The organism is Streptomyces sp. RPA4-2, assembly GCF_012273515.2.
Classification (GTDB): Bacteria; Actinomycetota; Actinomycetes; order Streptomycetales; family Streptomycetaceae; genus Streptomyces; species Streptomyces kaempferi.
Genome location: NZ_CP050975.2, coordinates 7,354,903 through 7,378,293, shown reverse-complemented (window position 1 = coordinate 7,378,293; position 23,391 = coordinate 7,354,903). Strand labels below are relative to the sequence as shown.

The window sequence follows — 23,391 nt, the reverse complement described above, 5'->3', positions numbered from 1 at the left end:
GCGTCGCCGCTGCCGCGGCCCGCGGCGTGTCCGGACCCTTCAGCGGCTGAGGTGGAGGGCGTCGAGCGCCTCGTCCAGCGTCGTCGCGGCCATGATGAGCGAGAGGTGGGTGAAGGCCTGGGGGAAGTTGCCGAGTTGCTCCCCGCTGGGGCCGATCTCCTCGGCGAACAGGCCGACATGGTTCGCGTACGTCAGCATCTTCTCGAAGGCGTAGCGGGCCTGGGGGAGGCGTCCCGCGCGGGCGAGGGCGTCGACGTACAGGAACGTGCACAGGCTGAACGTCCCCTCGCAGCCGCGCAGTCCGTCCGGGGATGCCTCGGGGTCGTAGCGGTAGACGAGGCTGTCGGAGACGAGGACGCGGTCCATGGCGTCGAGCGTGTTGAGCCAGGCGGGACTGCGCGGGGCCAGGAACCCGACGCGGGGGGCGAGCAGCAGTGAGGCGTCCAGGACGTCGCCGCCGTAGTGCTGGACCAGGGCCTGTTCCCTCTCGTTCCAGCCGCGCTCCATGACCTGTTCGAGGATCTCGTCCCGGGCCCGGGTCCAGCGGACGGTGTCGGCCGGCCTGCTGAACTCGGCCGCCAGTTTCAGACCGCGGTCGAAGGCCGCCCAGCACATCACCCGGCTGTAGGTGAAGTCCTTGCGGCCGCCGCGGGTCTCCCAGATGCCCTCGTCGGGCCGGTCCCAGGAGTCGGCCAGCCAGTCCAGGGTGCGGGCCAGGCCCTTCCACCCGTGGTAGCCGGCCTGTTCGCCGACCGAGCGGCTCTCGGCCAGCGCGTACAGGGCCTCGCCGTAGATGTCGAGCTGCAGTTGACCGGAGGCCGCGTTGCCGGCCCGGACCGGGTAGGAGCCGCGGTAGCCCTCCAAGTGCCCCAGGATCTCCTCCGTCAGGCGGGGGTCGCCGTCGACCCGGTACATGATCTGGAGGGGTTCCCCGTCCGGTCCTTCCCAGGCGCCCAGCCGGTCACCGAGCCAGCGGGTGAAGTGGGTGGCCTCCTCCACGAAGCCGAGGTCGAGCAGGGCCCGCACCGACAGGGAGCCGTCCCGTACCCAGGTGTACCGGTAGTCCCAGTTGCGCTCCCCGCCGACCTGTTCGGGCAGTCCCATGGTGGCGGCGGCGACCGGCGCGCCCGTGGGGGCGTACGTGAGGAGCTTGAGGGTGATCGCGGAGCGGTGGACCATCTCCGTCCAGCGGCCTCGGTAGCGCGAGGTGCGCACCCATTTCTGCCAGAAGTCGACGTTCTCCCACAGTCCTTCGGTGATCCCCTCGTCGGTGGGGGGCGGTGGCGCCTCCCCGCCGGGGTCGCACATGCTGAACACCACGGCCGCCGTCTCCCCGTCGCTGAGGGTGACGCTGCCCCGGACGTCGTGTCCGTCCCGTTCGAGCGGCATGGTGGCCTGCAGATGGGCGGTCACGCCCGGGGCGCGGAACGTCGCCTTCTCGGCGGTCAGGTCGAGTTCGTGCCGGAGCCGCGCGTAGTCGAACCGCGGCCGGCATTCGAGGGTGAAGCGCACGGTGCCGCGTACCGCGCGGACGACGCGGACGATACTGTGCCGGTCGGTCGGCGTCGGGCCCGGCAGGACCGGCATGTGGTCGATGATCTCGCCGACCCCGTCGGGTGACATGAAGCGGGTCACGACGACGGCGCTGTCCGGGTAGTAGAGCTGTTTCCAGGTCCCCTCGGGGCTCTCGGGGGCGAGCAGGAAGTGACCGCCGTCATCGTGGTCCAGCAGGGCCGCGAAGACGCTGGGCGAGTCGAAGCGCGGCGCCGCGAACCAGTCGATCACGCCGTGGGAGGACACCAGCGCCGCGGTCTGGAGGTCCCCGATGAGCCCGTGGTCGGCGATGGGCGGGTAACGATCCATGCTGGTCTCCTTGTCAGGCCGCTTCGGCCGTCACCCGCCCCGTACGGACGGCGTCCACGAGTGCCTGGTGGTCCCTCTCGTTCTGGTCGGCGTACCGCTCGGCGAACGTCACCAGCGCCCGGTCGAAGACGTCGCCCGCGCCCAGATACGCGGCGATGGCGATCCGGTCGCCCGACCTCGCGTGCGCGCGGGCCAGCGTGGCGCCGCACAGTTCACCGAAGGCGCGCATCCCGGCCGGCTCCATCGTCCCGGGCTCGGCGATGCCCTTCCAGTCACGCAACTGCCGTATGTAGAAGTCCCGTCGGCCGCCGTCGACACCCTCGGCCCGTTCCCAGCCGAGGAAGATGTCGCTGGTGGCCTGCATCAGCCGCTGGCCGGAGATCACGCGCTCGCCCTGCGTCCGGTGGCCGCCGGCGCCGGCGCCGACAAAGGGTGCCAGGACGGATTCGCCCGCCTCCTTGGCCTGCAGGAGCAGCGGATCCCTGTCGTCGCGGCCGAGCAGGAGCACGATCCAGCAGCGGGTGCCCACGCTGCCGACCCCGACCACCTTGCGGGCCATGTCGACGAGGCGGTACTGCTCCATCAGGAACCGGCGGTCCGCCTGGAGGCTCCGGCCGTACCGTTCGATCATGCGGCGGATCTGCTTCTCCAGCGCGCCGCGTTCCACGTCCGCGAGCAGGTCCTCGAACGGCGTGATCAGCGGCGGGCCGGCGGCGATGCGTGTCTTCCCGTCGACGAGGTGGGTGAGTTTGCCGAAGGCCTGGAGGCTGTCACGGGTGCGTGCCTTGGCCACCGACTGCGCCCAGCGGTCGCGGGCCCTTGCGCCCACGTCCTGGACGAAGTGCGTCCACACCCAGTTCTCGTCGAACTGGGCGTACCAGACAGGGAGATTGCCCATCTCGGCGAAGTGCCGCATCCACTCGCGGTAGGACCGCACCGTCGACCGTACGATGCCGGCCCGTTCCTTGGCGCTGAAGCCGTTGGCCCGGCCGGCGATGACGAAGCTGGCGGAGAGCCTTTTGACGTCCCATTCCCAGGGGCCGGGCAGCGTCTCGTCGAAGTCGTTGATGTCGAACATCAGGCGGCGCTCGGGCGAGGCCAGCAGTCGGAAGTTCAACAGGTGCGCGTCGCCGCAGAGTTGTGTCCTGATGCCGGTCCGTGGGGTGTCGGCGAGGTCCCCTGCCATGACGGCGGCCGCTCCCCGGTAGAAGCGGAACGGCGACTCGGTCATCCTGCCGTAGCGGATCGGTACGAGCTCGGGCACCCTCGTCGCCGACTGGGCCTCGATGACGTCCACCGGGTCGGGCCGCTTCGCCATGGGCGCGAACTCCGCGTGGCTGGAGCGGGGAACGCGGGAGCGGGCGTCCTTGCCGAGTGCCGCTCGTTCCCGCGGTGTGCGGTGCCGGGTGCCGCTGTCGGCCGTGAAGGGGGAATTCACCGCAGTCGCTCCGCGATGTGGTCGCCGACGCGCAGGGCGTTGGCGATGGCGGTCAGTGAGGGATTGACCGCTCCGATGCTCGGGAAGAAGCTCGTGTCGACGACGTAGAGGTTGTCGAGGTCGTGGGCCTTGCAGTGCACGTCGAGGGCCGAGGCGCGGGGGTCGGTGCCGAAGCGGACGGTGCCCGCCTGGTGCGCGGTGGCACCGATGGGCATGCCCTTGTGCAGGTAGATGCTGTGGGACAGCAGGTGGTGCTCGTACATCCCCAAGTGACCCAGCATGCCCTGGAGTTTGTGCCGCAGCCGCTGGAGTCCGGCGATGTTGTTCTTCTCGTCGAGGGCGAGGTGGATGCCGCCGTCCCGGTCCAGGGTGACGCGGTTGGCGGCGGCGGGCAGGTCCTCTCCGCACAGCCAGAAGTCGACGGCGTGATGCGCGATCACCTCGAACGGCATGTCGGGGGTGACGGCCCCGGCCCAGCGGGGTGCCTCGCCGTGGATCTGCGCGGAGTCGGACTTGCCGAGCATCTGGATGCCGCCGAGCGGGTGGTCCCAGTCGTCGGATCCCAGGTACCAGTCGTTCAGGGCCAGGGTCTTCTGGAACGTGGTGTCGTTCGGTTCCCTGGAAATGGCCATCAGGGCCAGGTTGTTGTGCCGCATGTAGTGCCGGCCGACCACGTCGGAGCTGTTGGCCAGGCCCCGCGGATGCCGGTCGCCGGCCGAACGCAGCAACAGGACGGCCGAGTTGACCGCCCCGCAGGCGACGACCACGATGTCGGCGCGGAACTCCGCGGTGGATCCGTCACCCATCGCCGCGACGACCTTGGTGACGCTCCGGCCGCCCGGGTCGGTCTCGAGGCGGCGCACGTCCGCGTGGGTGACCAGCTCGACGTTGGCGTGGGCGAGGGCGGGATCGACGCAGATGACCTGGGCGTCGGACTTCGCGCCGAGCAGGCAGGGAAAGCCGTCGACCCGGTCGCAGCGGATGCAGGCGCTGCCGTGCGCGGCGCCGCCCCGTTCGTCCTGGGTGAGGTCGACCCCGATGGGGAGGTGGAAGGGGTGCAGCCCCTGCTTCTCCAGGTCGTCGCTGAGCCGCTGGATCCGCGGCTCGTGCTGGACGGGCGGGTACGCGTACTGGGCGCCTGCCGCGCCCTCCGTGGGGTCCTCGCCGTGCCGGCCGTGCACGCGATAGAGGTGTTCGGCCTGGGTGTAGTACGGCTCCAGCTCGTCGTAGCGCAGTGGCCAGGCGGGCGAGACGCCGTCGTGGTGGCGGAGTTCACCGAAGTCCTCGGGGCGCAGCCGGAAGAGCGCGGCGCCGAAGAACTTGGTGTTGCCGCCCACGTAGTAGTTGACCTCGGGCGGGAACGGGTCCCCGTGTTTGTCGAACCAGAACTCCGGAGCCCGGTATTTCCCTTTGACGAAGACCGCGGTGGAATCCCAGTTGTCGCGTTCGCGGGGAAGATAGCCGCCCCTTTCGAGAAGGAGGATGCTTTTCCCGGTGGGCGCCAATCGGTGGGCGAGGGTGCCTCCGCCCGCGCCGGTTCCGACAACAATGACGTCGTAGTGCGTATCGGTCATGCCGGCCACCGTCCTCGGAACATGGTCCGGTCCTGCCGGGCGGCTCGAGAGGGGATGATCACCCGACACGTTCCGCGACAACTTCCTCGACGACTTCCTCGACGACTTCCTCGACGACCAAGGTATCCCTGGGTGATGGTCCCGGCGAGTTGGGCTACTCGGGTGAGCCGAGGTGCCGGGACACGGCGGGTTCCCGGGCGATCACCGCTCCGGCGGTGATACCGACGGCCACGACGACGCAGAGCGAGATCAGCCACGACAGCAGGGTGAAGACGGCGCCCAGCGACCCGTACTTGTCCAGGCTGCGGTTGAGCGCCGCGGGCACGTACAGCTTGGCGGTCAGCGTCAGCGCGGTGACGGCGGCGCCCGTGAGGAGCGCGCCGGGCAGCAGCGGGGCCCAGGGGACGCGTGCGGCCAGCAGCAGGTGCTGGGTCCACCACCACACGCCCACCTCGGTGACCAGCAGCAGCGGGAGTCCGAGCCAGAACCCCACGCCGAATCCGTCCCGCAGGGGGCCCTGCAGAATCAGCATGGCCAGCCAGGCGGCGATCCACACGGGCCATCTCCAGGCCGCGATCCTGGTGCCGGCGCTCGGCTTCCGCCAGGCCCGCTGGCACAGCCGCTGCATGGCTCGGCTGCACGCGGTGGCGGAGATCAGCACCATCAGCCCGCTCACGACGCCGGTGCTCTGCCGCAGGCTTCCGGGGTCGGCGTCGAACACCTTTTTCAACTGCTGGTCGGCGACACCGTTGATGCCGAGGACGTCCTCCAGGGAGGCGAGGATCTGTTCGCGCACCGACTGCGGGGCGAACGCGGCGACCATGAAGAGCAGCGGGACGGCGGTCAGGAAGGCCTGGGCCGCCAACCGCGTCGCGGAGTCGAGCAGATTGACCGCGATCAGGTGGGAGGTGACGCGGATGATCACCGGGAACCGCGTCTCGGCGGCCTGTCGCAGCCGCAGCAGCCGCGGCCCGAGACCCTCCGCCCGTCCACGCCGGCCGCTCGTCCCGCCGCCCGTCGGCGAGCCGGATCCTCTGCCTTCGCGCATCCTGCTCCCCGGGTCGGGCCTGCTCCTCACGCCCGGAGGCGCCACCGCGCCACCGCGCCACCGCGCCACCAGCGTGCGGCCCGCCACGTCCGGCGGCCCCACGGCGCGAGCACCGTTGCGCCGTACGGGTGAGGCGCGCGTGGTCACCCCGTCACAGGATGGCGAGCGGATTGACGGGTGAACCGGTCGCCTCGGGCAGCCGCAGGGGGGCGATCACGCAGAGGAACGTCCAGCGGCCCTCCCGCGCGCAGATCGGCGCGAGGTCCTCGAACCGCAGATAGTCGAGGAGATGCATCCCCATCGCGTGGACGGCGAGCACATGCACCGGGAACGCGACCCCCTGGACCGTGCTGGGGGCGGTGTCGTTGTTGCCGTCGCTGCCGAGGACGGCCACCTGCCGCGAGGCCAGGAACTCCAGGGCCGTCGGGTGCAGTCCGGCACGGGCGCGGGCCACGTCCCACGGGCCCAGCTCCTCACGGCGCCTGCGGTGGCCGACCCGTACGAGGACGATGTCGCCCCGGCGCACCCGTATCCCCTGTCGTGCCTCGGCGGCGATGAGGTCGTCGCAGGTCACGTTCGCTCCGGGTTCGAGCCAGGAGAGGCCGTACAGCCGGGGGATGTCCAGCAGGACACCGCGTCCGACGATGCCGTCGCGGGCCAGTTCGACGGACAGGGCGCTCGATCCGTCCGGCGACAGCGCGTCCGTCGCGGGTATGCCGCCGTGCAGGGTGCCGTCGTAGATGACGTGGCACAGCGCGTCGAGGTGGCTGTCCACATCGCCGTGGACGTTCATGGCGAAGCGGTCGCGCGCGAAGTCCAGTCCGCTCGGCGCCGGTTTGCCGTCGGGCGGAGCGGTGAGCCGGTGCTCGGCCGGATCGGCGTCGTCGGGTTCGGTACGAATCTCCACGGGGGCGGCGAGCGAGATCGTACGTCCCGACCGCACCTCGGCGACCGCCGCCAGTACCTGCTCCTCGGTGATCGTGTCCAGGGAGCCCCGGGGTGTGGAGGCGCCGGGGGCCACGGCGCGCAGGTGTCGGTGGAGCGACCGGAATTCGGCCTCGCTGAGCTCGTCGGACGTCCGCATGTCCCCACCATCCGACAGCTGCCGGAGTCCGGCACGCCGAGTTGCCGGGCCCTGTGGTCACCGCGTCAATGGAGGTGGGCGCCGGCGGACGGGGTGGAGACGGGACCGGTGTCGAGGAACTCGCGGATCGCGAAGGCTGCCAGCACGATCACCAGTGTCCACACCACGACCGCCGTGGTCGGGTAGCTCCAGGTGAAAAGGACGATCGCGGCGACCGCCAGGATCACGGCGCCGATCCACCGCTTGAAGCGGTGCACGAACCGGCCGACCGCGCCCAGCGGGAGTCCCGTCGACACGGCGACGTCGCGTACGGCCCCGATTCCCCGGCCGCAGCCCGTACGGATGCGGACGGCCACGGGGGACGGACCGACGAGGAAGGCACCGGCGGCCGTCACCAGAGCGAGCGCGCCGACCGCCCGTACGCTCGCCCGCAGGAACCTGACCAGCGCGTCGAACACGGCAGCGGCGGCGGCTTCCGACGCCCCCACGGGCAGATGGTCGAGGTAGATCGCCCGCATGACCGTGAGCGCGACACCGAGCACCAGCATGGCGGCGAACACCCCGAGGGCGGCCCCGATCAGGGCCCGGCGGCGGTTGACCGCCAGGTACACCCCCAGGGCGGCGATCAGCACGGCGACGACCGGCACCCAGTTGCCGATGATCTCCAGCACCCTCAGATACGTCCTGACCCTGCCGATGTCCTTCGACGCGAACACCACGAAGTCCGTGTGCACGGCCGGGATCAGGGCGGCGGGCTGCAGACCGGCGCTGACCAGCCGGTCCTTCACCTGCTTCACGAGCGGTGCCACGTCGATGGCGACCTGGCCGTTCTCGACGGACACCGCGCCTCCGGACTCCCCCGTCAGGGCCTTGTCCAGGGCGGCGTGGGCCCTGCGGTTCGCGTCCACCCAGACGGTGTCGAAGGCCTTGCTGGAGACCACCCGCTCCACGGTGTCGCCGACCAGGCTCTTCAGGCCGCTGGTGATCGGGCCGGTCAGGCCGCCGAGCAGTTGGGCCGCCGCCGTCGGAGCGCCCTTCTCCGAAGCCGCCCGCTCCAGGTCCTTGACCAGCTTCTCCACGTCGATCTGGGCCAGGACCGCGGTCGTGACCCGGTTGGTGACCGCCTTCTGCACGGCCGGATCGCGCGCCAGCGGGCCGACCGTGGCGACGTAGCGGTCCGTGTCCCGCACGATGCTGTCCGCCCAGACCGCGACGACCGCCAGCAGCGACAGCAGCGAGGCGAGGAGGATCAGCAGGACCGAACCCGTCGACCGCAGCCAGTGGTGCCGGTCGGTCACCGCCGGCCCGGCGCCCTCGAGAGCGCTGACCCGGTGCCGCAGTGCGTCCAGCTCGGTGCGTTCCCCCGCCCCGAGCCGTGGCCCGTCGCCGGGCTGAGCCGCGGGGTGCCGGTCCGGATCGGGCGGAGGTGCGCTGCTGGTCATGGGTCCACGAGAGCCCCGCGGCCCCGATCCGGCGACCCGGACGGGTCCGGCGGGTGAATGCCGCACCGAGGTGCGACCGGTTCCGTCCGATGTTGCAATGGCTTGCGGGAACAGGGGGATTTCCGGGGACTCCATGACCATCCAGGGGTGAGTGAAGCCGTGAGCGAATCCGTGCGCGATGAATTCATCGAAATGGGGCCGATCGACTACGTGGTCGTCGAGTTCCCCGGCAGCCGCATGACCGGTGAGGGGTTTCCGCTGCTCGTCGATCTGGTGGACCGCGGCCTCATCCGAATCCTCGATCTGATGTTCGTCAGAAAGGAGGACGACGGATCGGTGACCGGCTTGGAGATCGCCGATCTCACCGGTGACGGGGCTCTGGACCTCGCCGTCTTCGAAGGCGTGTCCTCCGGGCTGCTGGACGAGGACGACATCGAGGAGGCGGGCCACGCCCTGGAACCGGGCAACTCCGCCGGCATCCTGGTCTACGAGAACCTGTGGGCCGCGCCCTTCGCCACCGCCCTGCGCCGCGGCGGCGCGCAGATGGTGGCCTCCGGACGGATCCCGATGCCGGACGTCCTGGCCGCGCTGGACGCGACCGACAGCGCTCGGCCGGCGAGGGCTTAGCGGTCGCGGTCCGTGGCCCGTCCTCCTCGGTGCCGGGCTCGGCCTGGGCCGGAGTGACATCACCGTGGCCTTGAGCGCCGTCTCCTGGCCCGACCGGGCTGCCCCGCGGCCGACCGGGCTGCCCCTTCGCCCGGCATTGCTGATCCGGCAGTCGACCGGCCTGCCCTCTCCGCCGGTCATGCTGATCCGGCAGTCGACCGGCCTGACCCCTTCGGCCGGCCGTGCCGACGCGTCAGTCGACCGTTCGTGCCGACGCGTCAGTCGGCCGTTCGGTCCGTGAAGTGCCCGACGGCGGCCGACACCAGGGCGACGTTCGCCGCAAGGGCCGCGGTGGCGTCGACGGTCAGGCCCGGCTCGTCCGCTTCCAGCGGCTCCAGCGTCTCGAACTGGGAGTCGACCAGCCGGGCGGGAATGAAGTGACCGGTACGCCGTGCCACACGGTCCCGTGCGGTGTCCCGGTCCAGAGCGAGGTGGAGACACCAGAGCCCGGGGCCGGCGGCCGCCCGGAGTTCGTCGCGGTATGCGCGCTTGAGCGCCGAACAGGCGATGACCAGCCCCTCCCCGGCCTCGGCCGACCGACGGACGCGCGCGGCGAGGCTCCGCAGCCAGGGCGCGCGGTCGGTGTCGTCCAGCGGGTGGCCGGCGGCCATCTTCGCGATGTTCGCGGCGGGATGGGCGTCGTCGCCCTCGACGAACGGCACGCGCAACTCCTCCGCGACCGCCTTGCCGACGGTGGACTTCCCGGAACCCGACACCCCCAGCACCACGACGATCGGCGGCCGCCTGCGGGCTCCGGGCCCGGTCACGGCCCCCGCGCTCTCAGCCGGCTGCTCACGTGGCCCTCCGGTGACTGCTGAGTACTGACTGATGACTGATGACTGATGACTGCTGTCGGCGGCCGCAGGGCGGCGCGGGTCAGCCGCCCGTGGCGAATCCGGGGAACAGGGTCATTCCGCCGTCCACGTAGACCGTGGAACCCACGACGTAGTCGAAGAGGTCGGAGGCCAGCACGGCCACGACGTTCGCGATGTCCTCCGGGTCGCCGACGCGGCGGTAGGGGATGAGCCGGAGCAGGTCGGCCTCGGCCTCGGGGGTGTCCCAGGCGCTGCGGTTGATGGGGGTGCGGATCGCTCCCGGGGCAACGGCGTTCACCCGGATCCGGTACGGGGCGAGCTCCTGCGCGAGGGTCGCCATGAGCATCTGCACCCCGCCCTTCGAGGACGCGTAGTTCACGTGGCCCGACCACGGAATGATCTGGTGGACCGAGCTCATGCAGACGATCTTCCCGGCGGAGCGGGACACCTCCGGGACGACGCCCCGGCGCATGAACTCCTTGGCCGCCTCGCGGGCACAGAGGAACTGTCCGGTCAGATTGACGTCCAGCACCTTCTGCCACTGCTCCATGGTCATGTCGGTGACGGCGGCATCGCGCTGGAGTCCCGCGTTCGCGACCATGACGTCGATGGTCCCGAACTCCCCGACCATGTGCGACACCATGTCGACGACCTGGTCCTCCTGGGACACGTCCGCCTCGTGCGCGTAGGCGCGGACACCGAAGGACTCGATCTCGCGCACCACCTCCTCCGCGGCGTCCCGCCCTGCCACGTAGTTCACCACCACGTCGGCGCCCACCCGCCCGAGGCCGATCGCCGTGGCTTTTCCGATACCGGAGTTGGCGCCCGTCACCAGCGCCTTCTGCCCTTTGAGGAGCTGGTGGGCGAAGGGCGGGCGACCGTCACTGCCGCTGCTTTCCACTCGTCTCTCCTTGTGGGTGCCTTGTGGGTGTCGTCAGCCGGCCGGAGCGCCCGGTCCGAGCCGGACGGCCCGACGCCCGTCCGGCGGGTCGTCGGGCCGTCCAGGACAGCGCGGTCGGCTACTGGGTGCGGGCGTCCCGGGTGTCCCGGGCTCCGATGCACAGAGCCCAGATGACGAAGGCGTCCACGGCGATCAGCACGATGGCCCAGACCGGGTAGTACGGCAGCCAGAGGAAGTTGGCGATCATCGACAGGCCTGCCAGCACGATTCCGGTGACGCGCGCCCACATCGCCCCGCGGAACAGGGCGACACCGGCGAGGACGACCAGGACACCGAGGACGAGGTGGATCCAGCCCCAGCCCGTCATGTCGAAGGTGTAGGCGTAGTTGCGGGTGACGACGAAGACGTCGGTCTTGACGATGGCGGCGATTCCCTGGAATATCGCCATCGCTCCGCCGAAGATCATCATCACTGCGGCGAAGGCGGTCCAGCTGGACACCCAGATTCCTCCACCGTGGCTTTCGCTACGGTTTCCGGTGTCGTGCTGGTGCATTCCGGTCGTGGCCATTTCGAGCTCCTCCCGCATAGGCCTCGCCACCGACCTGTCACCGGCCGGTGGCCACATATCAGCTTGCCACGAGAATCACCGACCGGCAGAACGTCGCCATTCACGTCCTGTGCATGGGAGGGGCGCATGGGAGGAACCGCGGTACGGAAGTGCGCGGGAATTCCCGCAGTGGTCCAATGAACGTGTCTTTTGCACGCGTCTCACGGACGCGTGCCGCGCCGGGATGCGCGCGCCGACAGGCGGAGCTGTTCATTCCGCACGGCTCCTGCGAGAAAGGAAAACCGCCATGCCAGGTCTCCTCCGCGGAGTCGCCCGCACAGCCGTGGTGGCGGGCACGGCGACGGCCGTGTCGAACCGCGTCTCGCGCCGCCAGCAGGGCCGGTGGGCCCAGCAGGCCCCTTCGCGACCCGCCGCCCCGTCCCTCGTCGCCACTCCCCCGCTCCCTCCGTCGGCCCCCCTGACCGACGACATGAACGACAAGATCGACCAACTGAAGCGACTCGGCGAGCTCAAGGCCCAGGGCGTGCTCACCGAGGCCGAGTTCGCGGACCAGAAGCGCAGGATCCTGAGCGACTGACGAACGCCGGGCACGGGCACGGGCCACCTGGCGAGCGGGGGGCGCCATGCCCCATGCCCGCCGCGGGGGTACACGTCCTCTTCCTCGTCATCCGCGCAGCGGCAGCACTGCGGGCGATCGACGGCGAGGACGAGACGATCGCCGAGCTGGAGATGATCGTCGGCTTCGACGACGACCTGGCCGACGAAGCAGCCAGGGTCGCGAACCGGCTCCACGACTTGCTGACCCAGATCCACCGCTCCTTGGACCGGTTGCTGGGGGCCTCAGGTCCAGCACTCGGCCGTCCTCACGCTGCGGGAACGGTTCCGGCGCCGGCGCGGCCGCGCTGATCGTCCCGCGTCCCGCCGCCTCGCTCAGCGCCGTCCTCGACCAGCGCAAGCTGCTGGCCGGGCGGATCGAATGCTCCGCGACGGAACCTTCTATGAGCCGCAGCCCGCCAAAGCCGCGTGACCTTCAGAATCCGCCCTACGAGACCGGACGATCCCCGAGTGCACCGCGACATCTGAACCAATACGCCGGCCGGCAAGGCGCCGCGGGCTCACGCCGTGAAGGTTGTGCATGTCCGGATCGGCTCCGGCACCAACCAGCAGCGACAGCACCTCACCATCACCTCGATACGTGAACACCGCCTGCCACAAAGACGTATTGCCCTGCTCGTCGGGGGCGTCCACTCCCGCACCCGCCGCCAGGAGAGAGCCGACAGCCGCGCCATCCTGCTCATGACGAAGGAGACAGGGGCACCCCCCGCTGGCCGGGCGCACCCGCACGGACCGGTGACCGGCAGACTCGCGCGGCATGTGGCCCCTGCGCCGTCGGGACCCCTATGCGATAGAAAAGAAGGGCAACTGGACTGCGCCACCGACCTGTTCGTCGTGAGGAGCTGAGTGTGGGGCCGCCGCCGGACCTGAAGGCCATCACCGAGGGCATGGTCAGGGCACCCATGGGACTGGTGGACACGGTCATGGTCGGCACCCGCGACACCGCACGGTACGTTGCCAGTAAGTGCTCGGCCTTGCGTTCGTAGCGGCGGTGCAGACGGCGGCAGCCGTCCAGCCGGGACATCGTGCGCTCGATCGTCCAGCGGTGCCGGCCGAGCCGGGTGGAGAACTCGAACCTTGCGGGCGATGCGGTGCGGGATGCCTCGCTTGCGCAGCCGGCTGCGCCTGGAGAGGGAATGCAGCTCGTGGTTGCGCAACGGTTGCCGGCACTCGCGCCCGGCCTCGCATGATCTTTCGTACCGATGCCGCCGCAGCGATCGCGGGTTGAGCTTTACGCGGCCGGCCGACGTGACGTCCCGCACCGGGACATCGAACCGTCGCGGAGACGCTGTGCCGCCGAGATGGCGCGCGGGCCTCGCGGCGTCGACTTCATCACGATTGACGGAAGCGCGCCCGAACACCCGAACCGCTCCGAGGCGTTAGCCAAGACAGGGCCAGGCCGCCGGGAATTGCCGTCCGTTGCGGTGACCGCCATCTGAAGTTCATACCTGTCTCACCGCTCCGGTCGACCGTGCTTCCTAGCGTCCGTGAGTGCGCCCACCGCTGACCTGCCGCAGCCCCCTGTCAGGTTCGGAGCGCTGCTGTCCGGTCGGTGTGCGACTGCACCCGACGACGCGAAAGGCCCCTGGAATGTCCGAAGAACCCAAGCAAACCAGAATCTCTCGTCGCAACGCGCTCGGCCTGTTCGGCGCGACAGTGTCCGGCGCCGCCGCCGGGCCACTGGTCCTCGACGCCGGAACCGCCGAGGCGATGCCGGGGAAGTCGGAGGTCACCGGTCTCACCACCGGCTCGGCCACCACCCCCGTCCAGGGCCTGCACCTGACCTTCGGCGCCGACCCACGCAGCCAGATGGTCGTCTCGTGGGTCACCGACGCGGCCGTCAAGAACCCTCGGGTCGTTTACGGCACGCTGAGTGGCGGCTTCGGCTCCACAGTGCACGCGACGACGAAGACCTACGTGGACGGCACCTCAGGGCGGACCGTCTGGGTCCATCACGCGCTGATCAGCAAGCTCAAGGCCGACACCGACTACCTGTACGCGGCCCAGCACGACGGTGCCACCCCCGACGCCGGCACCTTCCACACGGCGCCGTCCGGCCGAGCCCCGTTCACCTTCACCAGCTTCGGCGACCAGGGTGCGCCCAGTGTGACGTGGAAGACCGGAGCGAACCCGGCCGACGCCTCGGGCCGGGACTTCGAGCCCAACGCCACGCCCGCCGCTGCCGACATCGTCACCGGCATCGAGAAGGTCGGCCCGCTGTTCCACCTCCTCAACGGTGACCTCTGCTACGCCAACACCGGGCCCGACCGCATCCGTGTCTGGCGCGACTTCCTGGCCAACAACAGCCGCTCAGCACGGTTCCGTCCGTGGATGCCGGCCGCGGGCAACCATGAGATCGAGCTGGGCAACGGCAAGCTCGGTCTCGACGCGTACCAGACGTACTTCGAGCTGCCCTCGACCGAGACCCAGCCCGAACTCGACAACCTCTGGTACTCCTTCACGGTCGGCTCGGTGAAGGTGATCTCCCTGCAGAACGACGACATCGCCCTGCAGGAGGGCGGCGACATCTACATCAACGGCTACTCCGGCGGTCGGCAGCTCGCCTGGCTGGAGAAGGAGCTCAAGTCGGCACGGGCTTCGAAGGACATCGACTGGATCGTCATCTGCATGCACCAGGTGATGATCAGCTCGGCGACCGCCGCGAACGGCCCCGATGTCGCGCTGCGCGCGGCGTACGGCCCGCTGTTCGACAAGTACGGCGTCGACCTGGTGGTCTGTGGTCACGAGCACGACTACGAGCGCTCGTTGGCGGTGCGTGGCGTCGTCCCCGGCAGCGTCACCCTCACACCCAACCCGAGTCAGACCGCACTCGACGTGATCGACAGCGCGCACGGCACGACGCACATGGTCCTCGGCGGTGGCGGCGTGTCCGGCATCACCAACAACAGCTTCACCACCGACGACGCCGACGGTCACGGGCATCACTCGGCATACGTCCAGATGGAGCACGTCGGCAAGTTCAACTCGGTCAAGGAGAAGGAGACGGCGGTTTGGATCGGCGTCCGCGACGCGGAGCATCCTTACGGCTTCGCCGAGTTCGCCGTCGACCCGGGCCGTCACCCCGGTGACATGACCCGCATCCACGTCACCTACTACAACATCATCACGCCCACAGGTGAGCTGTCGGTCTTCGAGAAGTTCACGCTCCAACGCCGTCGTAGTGACGGCGGCCACGGCCGGCACTGACCCCCCGCGACCAGCAGCAGTAGTCGTCAACGTCTGGGGGCCGGGACGTCGTCCCGGCCCCCAGACGTTGCCGGCCAGGAGCCCTTGGCGTGGCGGTGAACTCCTCGACTGTGACGAACGGGTCGTCGTCGACACCCAGGAGCCGGGCTGGAAGTTCTGAACGGGGGCGCCCGGCCCCGGAGTCGACGACCCCGCACAGGCGCTGGACTACCCCCGCCCCCGCAACCCACCCGTATGCGCACCGGCGTGCCGCAGTGAGCGGTAGGCCACCACGACCCAGGCCGCGACGAGCAGCGCGTAGAGGACGACGGCGGCCCAGACGAACACCTGGGAGCCGGTGCGGGCCGCGAGGGCCGAGGTGCCGGTGACACAGGCGCCGAGGGGGAAGATGAAAGACCACCAGGTGGGCGCGAAGGGCAGCCCCGCCCTGAACTCCCGTACGGTCAGCGCCGCGGCGAGTGCCAGCCACAGCATGGCGAAGCCCCACACCCCGACTCCGCCCAGCAGCGCGAGAACTGCCGTGCCGTGCACGTACGGTGTGGGCAGCGCGCCCGGAGCGGCCGTGGCCAGCGCGCCCAGCCCCGTCACGATCTGCCCCAGCGCGCCCAGTCCGATCCACACCGTGGGCACCATCGCACCGGTCGGCGCGTCATGGTGCACCAGGCGGCTGTAGACCATGGCCAGTACCAGCAGCGCGGCCACCAGTCCCAGCCCGAACATCGCGTAGCAGCCCAGCACCAGGGCCAGCCGCAGCTGCCCGGCGGGCATGTGCGGGACGAGCAGCGCGCCCGTCGTGGCGGAGACCAGCGGCGGTACCACCGGCATCAGCCAGCCGCCGAACGCCGCGTCCGGCGCGAACCGGTGCCGGGTGACCATCAGATACGGCACCGTGGCGGCCGTGGCGAGACCGAGTACGGTTCCGAGCGACCACAGCGTCAAGTCCACGTCCAGCGCGGCCCGTTCCCCGATCGCCGGCCCGCCGAGCTGCAGCGCCCCGGCGCCGACCGTCAGGAGGGCCACGGCAGGCGCGCCGAAGAACTGGGACTGCGTCGGATCGGCGGCGTGCAGCCGCAGTGCCCGCTGACGTACATAGCCGACCGCCAGTACGACGAGCAGCAGGCCGGCTCCCGACCAGACCACCGTGGCGGCGGTCCGCAGACCGGGCAGGCTCCGCGGGAGGGTGACCACCGCGTTCGCGACGATGCCGGTGCCCATGACCGCCGCGAACCAACTGGGGCCGAACAGCGGACGGCCTGTCGCGTTCGCCGTGGGCAGCCGTGGACGGGCTGGAAGCGGAACTCCCGGGGCCGCATCGCCCTCGATCGGGACGGCTCGGGCACTGCTGGGGTGGGGTGTCACGGCGTGGAACGCCTCTTTCGTCGTCTTGGGAAGCACCGTCGTGAACCGGCCGTCCGGGGCCCCAGCCCAACAGAACGCGGGTCGCGGCCAAGTCCGACGGCCCGTTGGCCTCACGAGGCTATGGCCGCCGCCCGTTCCCACCGCACAACACCGAGTGCCACAACACCCTCACATCAGGACCTGACGACGCTGCCGTCCGGACCTGGGCCACGATGGCTCCTGTGACGCGGCCCCCGTGTCGCGGTACCCGAGCCGCGGTACCCGTGCGGCCACAGTGCCGAGGCGTCCGTCCCCCGGATTCCGTCCCGCGGATTCCGTCCCGCGGATTCCGTCAGCCCGCCGAGCGCGCCATCGCCGCGAGTCGCGCCACCTGCTCGCCCATGCCGCGCGTTCCGCTCAGCGGGGTCAGGGCGTGCGGCCACACGGCCTTGGCGAGCGTGACGTGACGGGCACCGCCGAGCACCACGACGGGGTCGAGGTCCGTGATGCCGCGCTCCGCCGCCTGCTCCCGCAGCAGACGGGCGGTCACCGCGTCGGCGGCGCCGTGTGCCGTGTCGTAGGGGTCGATCTCGTCGTCGAGGCCGAGCAGACCGTAGCGGGCGGAGAGGATGACGAGCCGATCCGGCCGGAGTGCCTCGGCGGCCCTTCGGCACGCGCGGTGGTAGGAGCCGATGTACATGTCCGCCGCCCGCGCGCGGTGGTCCAGTTTGCGCGCTCCACAGGGGATGACGATCAGTTCCGGGGCGACGCCGTCGGTGTGTTCGTTCGGAGTCATACAGGTCCCTCCCAGGTCCACGTGAAGACGGAGTTCCCCGGGGGAACACCGCTCGGCGCGACGGTCATGGCCGTACGGGAGGACACGGGGCCCTCACATCCGGACATGCGGCGGACGGGCGTGGCGACACGTCCTGATCTGCCGCAGTCCTGGCATGTTCACGTGTCCCCTCGCGCCACGGAGTCCTCATAGCCTCGGGAACAGCGCACGAGGTCGACGGTCCTCATCGCCGCGGACCACCTCGGCCCCAACGGCGGCGTGGTCGGGTGACCACGCCGCCCGCGACGGTCTCCGTATGTGGAAAGAAGGCGTTCTACGCCGTGGCATCAGCATCAGGCAGTGCTCTCTCGATCCCGCACCAGGTGGAATTCGGAATCAACGAATGGCTCGTCGACGAATTCCGTGAGCGGTATCTCCGTGATCCCGACTCCGTCGACCGGGTCTGGCGGGACTACTTCCGGGCGTCCGCGCCGGCACCGGGCGCCGTACCCGCGCCCGCCGGAGCGACCGCGCACACGCCGGCAGTGCAGGAGCGGGAGAGCGACGCCGACCTCGTGGTCAAGGCGGTCCGCGTCGCCGCACTGATCCACTCGTATCGCGTCCGCGGACACCTCGCGGCCGCCACCAATCCCCTGTCCGCCGGACCGTCCACCGGGCCGTCCGCCGGCCACCCAGGCCTGGAGCCTTCGGGGCACGGCCTCGACGCCGCGGACACCGCCCGCGAATTCCCCGTCGACGGATTCGCGGGGAACCAGATGATGACGCTCCGCGCGGTCATGGACACGCTTCGCGACGCCTACTGCGGTCCTACGGGCATCGAGTACATGCACATCCAGAGCCAGCAGGAGCGGCTCTGGATCCAGCGGCGCGTGGAGGTTCCGCCGCCCCGCCCGGGACGCGCCGAGCAACTGCGGATTCTGTACCGTCTGGGATCCGCCGAGGCGTTCGAGACGTTCCTGCACACCAAGTACGTCGGGCAGAAGCGGTACTCGCTGGAAGGCGGGGAGTCCGCGATCGTCCTGCTGGACACGGTGCTCGAGCGCGCCGCGCGGCTGGGCATGCGCGAGGTGGTCATCGGGATGGCGCACCGCGGCCGGTTGAACGTACTCGCCAACATCGTGGGCAAGCCGTACGCCCAGATCTTCGACGAGTTCGAGGACGCGGTCGACGTCCGGTCCGTACAGGGTTCCGGCGATGTGAAGTACCACCTCGGGGCCGCCGGTACCTTCCACACCCCGGACGGTCACGCGATCGCGGTCTCCGTGGTGGCGAACCCGTCTCACCTGGAGATCGTGGGGCCCGTGACGCAGGGGGTCGTACGGGGGCGGCAGGATCTCACCGAGGACGGGGACGGGCAGTTCTCCGTACTGCCCGTGGTCGTCCACGGTGACGCCGCCCTCGCGGGGCAGGGAGTGGTCGCGGAGACGCTGAACATGTCACAGCTGCCGGGCTACGCCACCGGCGGTACCGTCCACCTGGTCATCAACAACCAGCTGGGGTTCACCACCGCACCCGCCGTCGGCCGGTCGAGCACGTACGCCACCGATGTCGCGCGGACCGTCGAGGCCCCCGTCTTCCATGTCAACGGGGACGATCCCGAAGCGGTCGCCCGGGTCGCGCAGTTGGCCTTCGACTACCGTCAGGCGTTCCACAAGGACGTGGTCGTCGATCTGGTCTGCTACCGGCGCCACGGGCACAGCGAGGTCGACGATCCCTCCATCACGCAGCCGGCCATGTACGACCGCATCGCCGCCAGGCCGTCCGTGCGGAAGCTGTACGCGCAGTCGCTGCACAGCACGGGTGTGATCAGTGAGCAGGAAGCCGAGAGCGCCCGGCAGGGCTATCGCGACCAGCTCCAGCGGGCCTTCACCGAGACAGCGGGGGCGTCCTCACCCGACCGCGAGCCGCTTCCGGCCCGTGAAGTCGCGGATCCCCCGGCCCGCCCGGCGGTGACAGCCGTCGCCGAGATGACGTTGCGGCACATCCTGGGCACCCAGATCGACCTGCCGCGGGAGTTCACCCCGCACCCGCGCGTGCTGCCCCAACTGGAGCGGCGGGCCGCCATGTTCGACGGCGGGAACGTCGACTGGGCCACCGCTGAAGCGCTCGCGGTCGGATCGCTGCTCCTGGACGGAGTGCCGGTTCGGCTGTCCGGGCAGGACTCCCGGCGGGGCACCTTCGGCCAGCGGCACGCCGTCCTCACGGACCGCCGTACGGGTCGGCAGCACACTCCCTTGGACTCGCTCGGTGCGGAAGCGGCGCGTTTCACGCCGTACGACTCCCTCCTGTCCGAACTCGCCGTGCTCGCCTTCGAATACGGCTACTCGCTGGCCCGGCCGGATGCCCTGGTGCTGTGGGAGGCGCAGTTCGGTGACTTCGCCAACGGAGCCCAGACGGTCGTCGACGAGTACATCTCCTCCTCGGAGCAGAAGTGGGGGCAGCGGTCGGGCGTCACGCTGCTGCTGCCGCACGGCCTGGAGGGACAGGGACCGGACCACTCCTCCGCCCGCATCGAACGCTTCCTGCAGTTGTGCGCCGACGACAACCTGACCGTCGCCAACCCCTCGCTGCCGGCCAACTACTTCCACCTGCTCAGGGAACAGGGCCTCGACGCGGCACGCAGGCCGTTGGTGGTCTTCACTCCCAAGTCCATGCTGCGGTCGAAGGCCGCGACCTCCGGGCTGGAGGAGTTCACCGAGGGCTCCTTCCGCCCGGTCGTCCCGGACACCGCACAGGACCCCGCCCGGACCCGACGGGTACTGCTGTGTTCGGGCAAGGTCTTCTACGACTTGGACGCGCACCGGCGTGAGTCGGGAGAGGACGGGACCGCCATCGTGCGGCTGGAGCGGCTGTACCCCTTCCCGGCCGACGAGTTGCGGGCGGAACTGTCCCGGTATCCGTCCGGCGTCGACGTGCGCTGGGTTCAGGAGGAGCCGGCCAACCAGGGTGCGTGGACCTTCGCCGCGCCGCGTGTGGCCTCCCTGGTCACCACCCCCGTGGGGTGCGTGAGCCGCCCGGCGGCCTCCGCTCCGGCGGGCGGGTCCGCCCGCCGCCACGCCGCCGAACAGCGGGACCTCGTCGGGCGGGCGTTCGCCTGACGCTCGGGAGGGTCCGGCCGGGACAGGGGTTCGGCCGGGACAACTCAGCCCGGCGCGGGGAGTCGCGCCGGGCGGGGGCCACGGGGGGCTGTCCGAGGGGGCGCCGGGGCGAGGACCCGGCGGAAGGGTTCAAGAGGCCTGCCGCGGCGCCCTGTCGCGGATCCTCCCGCGAGGCGGGGCGACGGCTCCGCCCCGCATCGGACGCCACGAGGACCGTCAGGTGCCACGAGGACAGGACCGCTCACGGTGCCGGCCGTATACCGTCGCGGACGCCGGCTCAGCCGTCGGCCCTCGGTCCCGCGGGCGCACCCGCATCCGCATCGGCCACTCCGGTGGTGTGGAACCGGGCCCGGAACACACCCGGAGTCACCTTGAGATTCCGTACGAACGCCCTGCGCAGCGACTCGGGCGAACCGAACCCCGTACGACGGGCGATCACCGCCATGGGATCGTCACCGCACTCCAGCATCACCTGCGCCGCCTCCAGCCGGACCTGCTCCACGTAGCGGGCCGGTGTCATGCCCAGCTCTTCACAGAAGAGCCGGGCCACATGACGGGAGCTGACGCCTGCACGGCGCGCCATGGCGGACAGCGTGTGGTTGGCGGCGGGGTCCTCCGCCACGGCGTCCAGCACCCGGCGGAGCATGTCCTGGCGGGTGTGCGCGGCGCGGGCACGCACACTGAACTGGGACTGTCCGCCGGGCCTTTGCATGAAGACCACCAGGTCCTTGGCCACCGCGCGGGCCACTTCGGCCCCGTAGTGCTCCTCCACGAGAGCCAACGACAGGTCGATGCCCGCGGTGACTCCGGCCGAGGTCATCACCTTGCCGTCCCGCACGAAGATCGCGTCCGGCTTGACCTCGACGGCGGGGAAGCGCAGGGCCAACTGCCGCGAGTGGCGCCAGTGGGTGGCCGCGCTGCGGCCGTCCAGAAGACCGGCGGCGGCCAGCAGGAAGGCGCCGGTACAGACGGAAGCCGTGCAGCGCGAGTTCGCGTCGAGTCCCCGCACGATGTCCAGCAGCGCGTCGTCCTTGATCATCCGATCCCAGGCCGGGCCGCCGGGAACCACCAGGACGTCACTGACCCCCTGCGCGTCCGCCACGGCCATGTCGACGCCGAGACGGGTTCCCGCCGACGTCGTCACCTCGTTCCCGTCGACCGAGACCATGTTCAACCGGTACTGCGCGCCGAAGTCGTTCGCCGAGGTGAACACCTCGATCGGACCGGTCACATCCAGCAGCCGGACGCCGGGAAAGACGAAGATCGTCACGAGGAGCGAGTCGGTTCCGGCACGCTTGTGGTTCATCGAATGCCTCCGGACCTGACATGGGGTTATGGTCGATGCTATGCGCAGTGAGTTCGCAAAACAAACCAACTAGGATCGCGGCATGTCCGACACCCAGCCACGCGCCTGCCCCATAGCCGGGACCCTCGATCTCGTAGGAGAGCGCTGGTCGCTCCTGGTGTTGCGCGAGGTGTTCATGGGAATCCGGCGCTACGCCGACATCCGCGCCAACACCGGAGCGCCGCGGGACGTTCTCACCAAGCGGCTGAGATCCCTGGAGGCCGCGGGGATCCTGGAGCGGCGCCAGTACCAGGACCGCCCTCCCCGCTTCGAGTACCACCTGACGGCCGCGGGGCAGGCACTGGAGCCGGTGCTGATCGGGCTCCGGGAATGGGGCCTTCGGCACCTGCAGGACCCGCCGCCCGCGCCACGGTTCCTACACACGTGCGGTGCCGATGTGCAGACGCGGGTCGTCTGCGCCCAGTGCGGCGAGCCCCTTGAGGGGGGCGGACTGGTGACCGTACTGGAGGAGGAGACCCGTTCGGGGTCCCAGGGCGCCCGGCACACCCCTGGACCTCGACCGGAACCGTCACAACGACTTTCCTGACGGCCGGTTCCGGCGACCCGTATCGGCCACGGCGGTTCGACCGGGATCCGCCGTCGACCGCTCCGGCGCTCATGGCGCCGGGAGCGACCGAGGACGAGGCCGACGGCCGGTCGCACCCGGCCGCTCGAGTGTGTGGGCTGGGTGTCCCGGGATCTCCGGCCCCCTCGGTGAGCCCGTCCCGCCCACTCCCGGACGGAAACAGGTCGCGGGGGTTGCCACAAGTCCGGTTCCGCCTGCGCGTCGTCCCACGACGGCAAGATCCCGAAAGCGGTCGACTGACGGGGACATGCCCGTACGTGGCGCGGGTCCGGTGAGGCCCGAGCCGAGCGGTGGTGCCGGCGCGAACGTCCACAGCCGAAGCGGAGGAGAGGGCGGGGCGGCCGACGACACCCCCCTGTCGTCCGGTCGACGTGTCCGATATCCGGAAGTGGTCGTCCTCCTTCAGGTACAGGAGGCCGGGGGGGCGACGCACAGGAGATGGCCGGGGGCCCCTTTGGCGATTTCATTGCCCTCCCTTAGGCCGAGGAAAACAGGGTGCGAAAAAAGCGGAATCCGGCGGAACGCGCTCCGTTTTCTGTGGTGCCGCCGACGGATTTCCGATTCCGTACACGGACTTCACGTGGTCCCAGGTGGGAAAACAGGCTTCTGTTGTCGCCTGGCAACGATGTCGATGGGGTACGTGCGACGGAATCAGCGGTGAACAGCGGCATCGGCGGCGACACGGAGAGCGAAAACGCTTTCCCGCGCACCCTGCCCTCGAGACGCACGTCCCGGGTGATCTGATTGGCGCGATCGAACCTTGCTCATGCGGTCCGGCTGGAAGATCTTTGATTGCCGCCGACCGCCGGTCGGTGCGCCAACCGTCGAGAAAGGACCGTCATGAAGTCGACTGTCGCCATGCGTAAGAAGGCCGGCTCCAAGAAGATTGCGGTGCGCCGCACCGGCGACGTGCGCCTGACGTCGGCCGCCTGTCAGTGCCCGTACTCCGTCCAGGCCTGATCGCTTCGCATTACCACGCTCGGGTGCGCCGCCTGTCGGCGCACCCG

At 70.4% G+C, this 23,391-nt stretch carries 18 protein-coding genes and 3 pseudogenes; 7 read left to right on the top strand and 14 right to left on the bottom strand.

The features are described from left to right. Positions 1-39 precede the first annotated feature (39 nt). The 6 genes from HEP85_RS32210 to HEP85_RS32185 form a co-directional block, all read right to left on the bottom strand. Positions 40-1,863 carry a glycoside hydrolase family 15 protein gene (locus HEP85_RS32210; RefSeq protein ID WP_168531016.1) on the bottom strand — a complete coding sequence of 608 codons (1,824 nt, stop codon included), beginning with the start codon at positions 1,861-1,863 and terminating at the stop codon, positions 40-42. 13 nt (positions 1,864-1,876) lie between these two features. Continuing rightward, entirely contained in the window at positions 1,877-3,301 is a 1,425-nt protein-coding gene (locus HEP85_RS32205; protein ID WP_369657929.1) for a DUF2252 domain-containing protein, read from the bottom strand. After that, the gene (locus tag HEP85_RS32200) at positions 3,298-4,875 is read right to left on the bottom strand and encodes a GMC oxidoreductase (RefSeq protein WP_168531015.1); all 1,578 of its coding nucleotides are present in this window, start codon (positions 4,873-4,875) and stop codon (positions 3,298-3,300) included. The genes HEP85_RS32205 and HEP85_RS32200 overlap by 4 nt, the downstream gene beginning before the upstream one ends. Positions 4,876-5,029: 154 nt before the next feature. Beyond that, positions 5,030-5,923 carry a YhjD/YihY/BrkB family envelope integrity protein gene (locus tag HEP85_RS32195; protein WP_168531014.1) on the bottom strand — a complete coding sequence of 298 codons (894 nt, stop codon included), beginning with the start codon at positions 5,921-5,923 and terminating at the stop codon, positions 5,030-5,032. A gap of 151 nt (positions 5,924-6,074) precedes the next feature. Then, the gene (locus HEP85_RS32190; protein WP_168531013.1) at positions 6,075-7,007 is read right to left on the bottom strand and encodes a cyclase family protein; all 933 of its coding nucleotides are present in this window, start codon (positions 7,005-7,007) and stop codon (positions 6,075-6,077) included. A gap of 65 nt (positions 7,008-7,072) precedes the next feature. After that, positions 7,073-8,449, bottom strand: a complete 1,377-nt coding sequence (locus tag HEP85_RS32185) for a hypothetical protein (protein WP_248002150.1) — start codon at positions 8,447-8,449, stop codon at positions 7,073-7,075. 192 nt (positions 8,450-8,641) lie between these two features. Between HEP85_RS32185 and HEP85_RS32180 the strand changes: the two genes are divergently transcribed. Then, positions 8,642-9,076, top strand: coding sequence for a DUF6325 family protein (locus HEP85_RS32180; RefSeq protein WP_168534227.1), 435 nt, complete (start codon positions 8,642-8,644; stop codon positions 9,074-9,076). Positions 9,077-9,333: 257 nt separating this feature from the next. Here HEP85_RS32180 and HEP85_RS32175 read toward each other — a convergent pair whose 3' ends face one another. The 3 genes from HEP85_RS32175 to HEP85_RS32165 form a co-directional block, all read right to left on the bottom strand. After that, positions 9,334-9,882: a gluconokinase gene (locus HEP85_RS32175; RefSeq protein ID WP_168531012.1), complete on the bottom strand. Its 549-nt coding sequence runs from the start codon at positions 9,880-9,882 to the stop codon at positions 9,334-9,336. 109 nt (positions 9,883-9,991) lie between these two features. Continuing rightward, entirely contained in the window at positions 9,992-10,831 is an 840-nt protein-coding gene (locus HEP85_RS32170) for an SDR family oxidoreductase (RefSeq protein ID WP_168531011.1), read from the bottom strand. A gap of 118 nt (positions 10,832-10,949) precedes the next feature. Further along, on the bottom strand, positions 10,950-11,384 hold the full coding sequence (locus HEP85_RS32165; protein ID WP_168534225.1) for a hypothetical protein: 435 nt from the start codon (positions 11,382-11,384) through the stop codon (positions 10,950-10,952). A 301-nt stretch (positions 11,385-11,685) separates the two neighbouring features. On the opposite strand from HEP85_RS32165, the gene HEP85_RS32160 reads away from it, so the two are divergent. Both HEP85_RS32160 and HEP85_RS32155 read left to right on the top strand, forming a co-directional pair. Beyond that, positions 11,686-11,976: an SHOCT domain-containing protein gene (locus tag HEP85_RS32160; protein WP_168531010.1), complete on the top strand. Its 291-nt coding sequence runs from the start codon at positions 11,686-11,688 to the stop codon at positions 11,974-11,976. 104 nt (positions 11,977-12,080) lie between these two features. Next, positions 12,081-12,270, top strand: a pseudogene (locus HEP85_RS32155) (transposase); the annotation flags it as partial. A 125-nt stretch (positions 12,271-12,395) separates the two neighbouring features. Here HEP85_RS32155 and HEP85_RS32150 read toward each other — a convergent pair. Then, positions 12,396-12,773 (bottom strand): hypothetical protein, encoded by a 378-nt coding sequence (locus HEP85_RS32150; RefSeq protein WP_369657928.1) that lies wholly within the window; start codon positions 12,771-12,773, stop codon positions 12,396-12,398. A gap of 89 nt (positions 12,774-12,862) precedes the next feature. Here HEP85_RS32150 and HEP85_RS32145 point away from each other — a divergent pair, with 89 nt between their 5' ends. Further along, positions 12,863-13,000 (top strand): hypothetical protein, encoded by a 138-nt coding sequence (locus HEP85_RS32145; protein WP_168524958.1) that lies wholly within the window; start codon positions 12,863-12,865, stop codon positions 12,998-13,000. On the opposite strand, the pseudogene HEP85_RS32140 reads toward HEP85_RS32145, so the two are convergent. Further along, positions 12,991-13,105: pseudogene (locus HEP85_RS32140) on the bottom strand (IS5/IS1182 family transposase); the annotation flags it as partial. The gene HEP85_RS32145 and the pseudogene HEP85_RS32140 overlap by 10 nt on opposite strands. 499 nt (positions 13,106-13,604) lie before the next feature. On the opposite strand from HEP85_RS32140, the gene HEP85_RS32135 reads away from it, so the two are divergent. Further along, on the top strand, positions 13,605-15,221 hold the full coding sequence (locus tag HEP85_RS32135) for a metallophosphoesterase family protein (RefSeq protein ID WP_168531009.1): 1,617 nt from the start codon (positions 13,605-13,607) through the stop codon (positions 15,219-15,221). Between the two features lie 207 nt (positions 15,222-15,428). Here the strand turns inward: HEP85_RS32135 and HEP85_RS32130 are convergent, their stop codons facing one another. Together HEP85_RS32130 and HEP85_RS32125 are read right to left on the bottom strand one after the other, a co-directional pair. Next, the gene (locus HEP85_RS32130) at positions 15,429-16,580 is read right to left on the bottom strand and encodes a TDT family transporter (protein WP_248002149.1); all 1,152 of its coding nucleotides are present in this window, start codon (positions 16,578-16,580) and stop codon (positions 15,429-15,431) included. A 331-nt stretch (positions 16,581-16,911) separates the two neighbouring features. Continuing rightward, entirely contained in the window at positions 16,912-17,355 is a 444-nt protein-coding gene (locus HEP85_RS32125) for a DUF6884 domain-containing protein (protein WP_168531008.1), read from the bottom strand. A gap of 326 nt (positions 17,356-17,681) precedes the next feature. Here HEP85_RS32125 and HEP85_RS32120 point away from each other — a divergent pair. Continuing rightward, positions 17,682-20,453, top strand: a pseudogene (locus HEP85_RS32120) (multifunctional oxoglutarate decarboxylase/oxoglutarate dehydrogenase thiamine pyrophosphate-binding subunit/dihydrolipoyllysine-residue succinyltransferase subunit); the annotation flags it as partial. Between the two features lie 277 nt (positions 20,454-20,730). Here the strand turns inward: HEP85_RS32120 and HEP85_RS32115 are convergent. Further along, positions 20,731-21,759 (bottom strand): GlxA family transcriptional regulator, encoded by a 1,029-nt coding sequence (locus HEP85_RS32115; protein ID WP_168531007.1) that lies wholly within the window; start codon positions 21,757-21,759, stop codon positions 20,731-20,733. A gap of 82 nt (positions 21,760-21,841) precedes the next feature. Here HEP85_RS32115 and HEP85_RS32110 point away from each other — a divergent pair, with 82 nt between their 5' ends. Next, the gene (locus HEP85_RS32110) at positions 21,842-22,345 is read left to right on the top strand and encodes a helix-turn-helix domain-containing protein (RefSeq protein WP_168531006.1); all 504 of its coding nucleotides are present in this window, start codon (positions 21,842-21,844) and stop codon (positions 22,343-22,345) included. Positions 22,346-23,391: the final 1,046 nt, after the last annotated feature.

Bases quoted from the DNA above. Each gene is read 5' to 3' on its own strand.
- HEP85_RS32210 (WP_168531016.1), bottom strand. From the start codon at position 1,863: ATGGATCGTTACCCGCCCATCGCCGACCACGGGCTCATCGGGGACCTC.
- HEP85_RS32200 (WP_168531015.1), bottom strand. From the start codon at position 4,875: ATGACCGATACGCACTACGACGTCATTGTTGTCGGAACCGGCGCGGGC.
- HEP85_RS32195 (WP_168531014.1), bottom strand. From the start codon at position 5,923: ATGCGCGAAGGCAGAGGATCCGGCTCGCCGACGGGCGGCGGGACGAGC.
- HEP85_RS32190 (WP_168531013.1), bottom strand. From the start codon at position 7,007: ATGCGGACGTCCGACGAGCTCAGCGAGGCCGAATTCCGGTCGCTCCAC.
- HEP85_RS32185 (WP_248002150.1), bottom strand. From the start codon at position 8,449: ATGACCAGCAGCGCACCTCCGCCCGATCCGGACCGGCACCCCGCGGCT.
- HEP85_RS32180 (WP_168534227.1), top strand. From the start codon at position 8,642: ATGGGGCCGATCGACTACGTGGTCGTCGAGTTCCCCGGCAGCCGCATG.
- HEP85_RS32165 (WP_168534225.1), bottom strand. From the start codon at position 11,384: ATGCACCAGCACGACACCGGAAACCGTAGCGAAAGCCACGGTGGAGGA.
- HEP85_RS32160 (WP_168531010.1), top strand. From the start codon at position 11,686: ATGCCAGGTCTCCTCCGCGGAGTCGCCCGCACAGCCGTGGTGGCGGGC.
- HEP85_RS32150 (WP_369657928.1), bottom strand. From the start codon at position 12,773: ATGCCGCGCGAGTCTGCCGGTCACCGGTCCGTGCGGGTGCGCCCGGCC.
- HEP85_RS32135 (WP_168531009.1), top strand. From the start codon at position 13,605: ATGTCCGAAGAACCCAAGCAAACCAGAATCTCTCGTCGCAACGCGCTC.
- HEP85_RS32125 (WP_168531008.1), bottom strand. From the start codon at position 17,355: ATGACTCCGAACGAACACACCGACGGCGTCGCCCCGGAACTGATCGTC.
- HEP85_RS32115 (WP_168531007.1), bottom strand. From the start codon at position 21,759: ATGAACCACAAGCGTGCCGGAACCGACTCGCTCCTCGTGACGATCTTC.
- HEP85_RS32110 (WP_168531006.1), top strand. From the start codon at position 21,842: ATGTCCGACACCCAGCCACGCGCCTGCCCCATAGCCGGGACCCTCGAT.